We start from the raw sequence: 4,617 nt of genomic DNA, 5'->3' as shown, positions 1-4,617 counted from the left end.
GAAATATGAGGAAGAGCATTATCAATTCGATAAAATTAAAGATAAAATCTATCCATGGGTAAAAGAAGAGCTAAGAGATTCCCAGGCATTGAACGGGAAACGCTTTTCTGAAAAAGATACTCCGGTGATGGCATTTCTGGGTGAACTGAAGATTATATTTGTAATAAAGAGGGGGGAAGATGTGTTTGAGATTTTAAAAGACAATATGCTTCCACCTGAGTGTGACATTATAGGACTTTATCATACTGCCTGTGAGAATCTGATACGGGATGTGGAGTATGTGATTGCCAATACCTGGTATGGAGGATTTGGGATCGTGGCAGACGGACATCACGAGGCCAGTTCATTGTGCTTTAAGCATATTTGGACAGTATGTGCAGATAAATTGAAAGATGATCTGATGATTATGGTTCCGTGTAAGGATACGGTACTCTTTGCACCTGTAGGTAAACAGGAGGTTGTAGACAAGATGATGGAGCATGGGCAGATGGCGTATGATCAGAGCAGTGATAAGGTAAGTATGCAGCTTCTGGTGTTTTCAAAAGATGGAAAGGAACTGACTACATATGAGGATTAAGACCCAAATGATAGGAATGGATCTGGATGGAACCCTTCTTACGACTGAAAAAAAACTCACTCCTTATACACAGGATGTCCTGAAGCGTGCGATTGCACAGGGCATCATTGTGCTTCCGGCAACCGGAAGACCAGTGAGTGGTATTCCGGAAGAGATTATGCATTTTCCGGGAATCCGGTATGCGGTGACGGCGAACGGAGGAAGGATCGTGGACGTGCAGGAGAATCGGACAATCTATGAGAATCTGGTTCCGGTAGACAAGGCATATGCAATTCTTTCTGTATTTGAAAAATACGATACGCTTCGGGAGATCTACTATGACGGAATTGGATACTCGGAAGAAACGATGCTGAAGAATATTCACCGATACATAGAACCGGGCCCTATGGCAGATTATATGGTGGCAACCAGAAGGCCGGTACCGGATGTACATGCCAAATTCATAGAGACCAACCGACCGGTAGATAAGGTGCAGGGAATCTTTGCTTCGCTTGCTGATAAGGATGAGGCGCTTAAGGAGCTTGAGAAGATCACGGATATAGAGATTACGGGGGCATTGAGTCAGAATGTAGAGATCAATGCCAAAGATGTAGACAAGGGCAACGCACTTTTGAGACTTGGTCAGATCCTGGGAATCCCCGGAGAAGAGATCATGGCTTTCGGAGATGGAACCAATGATCGGAAGATGCTGGAGAAGGTGGGAACCGGAGTGGCGATGGCCAATGGAGTTCCTGAGGTGAAGGCTGCAGCTGATTATATTACCACATCCAACGATGAAGAAGGGGTTGCAAGATTTATTGAGAAATATGTGCTGGATTAAAGAAAGGAGTATACAATGTTAGATATTCTGAAAGTAATTATTCTTGGAATTGTAGAGGGAATTACGGAGTGGCTTCCGGTCAGCAGTACCGGACATCTGATCCTGGTGGGAGACCTGCTTAAGCCGGGGGTCAGCGATGAATTTATGGAGATGTTCAATGTGGTAATTCAGCTGGGAGCGATCATGGCGGTTGTCGTATTGTATTTTCATAAGCTTAATCCATTTTCAAAAAGAAAGACAAAGAAGCAGAGAATGCTGACCTGGCAGATGTGGATCAAGGTATTGATCGCATCCGTTCCGGCAGCGATCGTCGGACTTCTGTTCAATGATCTTCTGGATGAACTGTTCTATAAACCATTTCCGGTAGCTGTGATGCTGATTGTATACGGTGTTCTGTTTATTGTGGTTGAGAGCAGGAACAAAGGCAGACGTCCGGAGGTGACAAAGATCTCACAATTGTCAATCCAGATGCTTTTGTGGATCGGAGTATTCCAGATGCTTGCGCTGATTCCAGGAACCTCCCGTTCTGGTGCAACGATCGTTGGGGCACTGTTGGTCGGAGTGGCCAGAGAGACAGCAGCAGAGTTTACATTCTTTTTGGCGATTCCGGTCATGTTTGGAGCAAGCTTTCTGAAAATTCTGAAGTTCGGCTTTCATTTTACCGGTACCGAATTCGGCCTGCTGATGTTGGGATGCCTGATATCCTTCGGAGTATCTGTTGTGGCAATCAAGTTCCTGATGGGCTATATCAAGCAGCATGATTTTAAAGTGTTTGGGTATTACAGGATCATATTGGGTGGTATTATCGTAATCGTATCCATCATTCAGATGATTATTGCATAATATTGTATATAATATAAGGGGTTTTTTTTCTGAAATATGTGGAAAAAGCCCCTTGTTTTTTACGGGAAATGTGATAAAATATGTTCTATAAATGCATTTTTATGCAATATAATGAATAAATGGACAATTGGAGGAATAATAATGAATATGAAAAAGCTGATTAGCACACTTTTGATCGCAGCATGTGTATTTTCACTTGCAGCATGTGGATCTAAAACAGAGGAAACAGAATCAAAGGAAGAATCCGGTAAAGAAAGTGATACACTGGTTATGGCAACCAATGCAGAGTTCCCGCCGTATGAGTATTATGAAGGCGATGAGATCGTAGGAATTGATGCTGAGATTGCTCAGGCAATTGCAGATGAACTGGGAATGACATTAAAGATTGAAGACATGGCATTTGATTCTATTATTCCGGCAGTTACAAGTGGAAAAGCAGACTTTGGTGCAGCAGGAATGACAGTTACAGAGGATCGTAAGAAAAATGTAGATTTTACCGATACTTATGCAACAGCAACACAGGTGATCATCGTTAAAGAAGACAGTGATATTGCAGGTCCGGATGATCTTGTAGGAAAGAAGATTGGTGTGCAGTTAGGTACGACCGGTGATATCTACGCAGGAGACATCGAGGATGCAGAAGTAGAGCAGTACAATAAAGGATTTGAAGCAGTTCAGGCACTGACACAGGGCAAGATCGATGCAGTTGTGATCGATGGAGAGCCTGCAAAAGAATTTGTTGCACAGGCAGAAGGACTGAAGATTCTGGATGAGGCATTTACAGAAGAAGAATATGCGATTGCAGTTGCAAAAGGCAATGATGAACTTGTTGCACAGATCAATGAAGCTCTTGCAACATTAAAAGAATCCGGAAAGATCGATGAAATCGTTGCAAAATATATTTCAGCAGATGATGCAGAGTAGAATATAAAGATAAGGATGTAGAATATGATTCAGACATTTCAAGAAAAGTTTGTGGACAACTTTATTGCGGAAGAACGATGGAGATACATCTGGGAAGGTCTGGGGGTTACCTTAAAGGTAACCTTCTTTGCTGTACTTATAGGTATTGCGTTGGGATTTCTGGTTTCCATTGTGCGTTCTACTTACGATAAGACGGGAAAATTGAAGGTATTAAATGCAATATGTAAGTTATATCTGACGGTATTTCGTGGAACGCCTGTCGTTGTACAGCTGTTGATTATTTATTTTGTAGTTTTTGCAAGTGTGGATGTCAGTAAGGTAGTGGTAGCAGTTCTTGCGTTCGGAATTAATTCCGGCGCTTATGTTGCTGAGATTTTCCGGTCTGGAATCATGTCCATTGACAATGGACAATTTGAAGCCGGAAGGAGTCTGGGATTCAATTATACACAGACAATGGTTCATATTATTATGCCGCAGGCATTTAAAAATGTATTGCCGGCTCTTGGCAATGAGTTTATCTCCCTTCTGAAAGAGACGTCGGTATCCGGTTATATTGCTCTGCAGGATCTTACCAAGGGCGGAGACATCATCAGAAGCCGTACATATGATGCATTTATGCCATTGATCGCGGTAGCGGCTATCTATCTGATTATGGTTTTGATATTCTCAAAACTTGTTAACATTCTGGAAAGGAGGTTAAGGACCAGTGACCACTAATAACGGAGAAGTATTGATTAAAGTAGAAAATCTGCATAAGGTGTTCGGAAAGCTTCACGCGCTGAACGGAGTATCCGAAGAGATCAAAAAAGGCGAAGTTGTGGTAGTGGTGGGACCTTCCGGTTCCGGAAAGTCTACCTTTCTGCGTTCTCTGAACCTTCTGGAGGTTCCTTCTGAAGGACATGTATACTTTGAGGGAGTCGATATTACAGATAAACATGTAGATATTAATAAACACCGGCAGAAGATGGGAATGGTGTTTCAGCATTTTAATCTGTTCCCGCATAAAACAATTCTGCAGAATATTACGCTTGCTCCGACTAAACTGCTTGGAAAGTCCAAAGAAGAAGCTGAAAAACAGGCCATGGAACTTCTTGAGATGGTGGGACTGGATGCAAAGGCCGGTGCTTACCCATCCCAGCTGTCTGGCGGACAGAAGCAGCGGATTGCAATCGTACGGTCACTTGCCATGAATCCGGATGTAATGCTCTTTGATGAGCCGACTTCTGCACTGGATCCGGAGATGGTAGGAGAGGTACTGGAATTGATGAAAAAGCTTGCGAAAGACGGAATGACCATGGTTGTGGTTACGCATGAGATGGGATTTGCAAGAGAAGTGGCATCCAGAGTTATCTTCATGGATGAAGGACAGATCAGAGAACAGGCAGAACCACAAGAGTTCTTCGAGCATCCGAAGGATCCCAGATTACAGGAATTCTTATCAAAAGTATTATAA

General features: G+C 42.9%; 6 protein-coding genes. All 6 read left to right on the top strand.

The window, feature by feature from the left end; translation table 11 throughout:
- On the top strand, positions 1–577 hold a 577-nt coding region (locus JQM82_RS14475; protein ID WP_235251106.1), incomplete at its 5' end, for a hypothetical protein.
- The gene (locus JQM82_RS14470; RefSeq protein WP_235251105.1) at positions 567–1,397 is read left to right on the top strand and encodes an HAD family hydrolase; all 831 of its coding nucleotides are present in this window, start codon (positions 567–569) and stop codon (positions 1,395–1,397) included. The genes JQM82_RS14475 and JQM82_RS14470, both read left to right, overlap by 11 nt.
- Before the next feature lie 15 nt (positions 1,398–1,412).
- The gene (locus JQM82_RS14465; protein ID WP_235251104.1) at positions 1,413–2,240 is read left to right on the top strand and encodes an undecaprenyl-diphosphate phosphatase; all 828 of its coding nucleotides are present in this window, start codon (positions 1,413–1,415) and stop codon (positions 2,238–2,240) included.
- Between the two features lie 141 nt (positions 2,241–2,381).
- Entirely contained in the window at positions 2,382–3,164 is a 783-nt protein-coding gene (locus tag JQM82_RS14460; RefSeq protein WP_235251103.1) for a transporter substrate-binding domain-containing protein, read from the top strand.
- Between the two features lie 24 nt (positions 3,165–3,188).
- Positions 3,189–3,881, top strand: a complete 693-nt coding sequence (locus JQM82_RS14455; protein WP_235251102.1) for an amino acid ABC transporter permease — start codon at positions 3,189–3,191, stop codon at positions 3,879–3,881.
- Positions 3,871–4,617 carry an amino acid ABC transporter ATP-binding protein gene (locus JQM82_RS14450; protein WP_328284224.1) on the top strand — a complete coding sequence of 249 codons (747 nt, stop codon included), beginning with the start codon at positions 3,871–3,873 and terminating at the stop codon, positions 4,615–4,617. Before JQM82_RS14455 ends, JQM82_RS14450 begins: the two co-directional genes overlap by 11 nt.

Source organism: Faecalicatena contorta, from assembly GCF_021531995.1.
Taxonomy (GTDB): domain Bacteria; phylum Bacillota; class Clostridia; order Lachnospirales; family Lachnospiraceae; genus Dorea_A; species Dorea_A contorta_A.
This window is presented reverse-complemented; position numbering and strand designations above follow the sequence as displayed.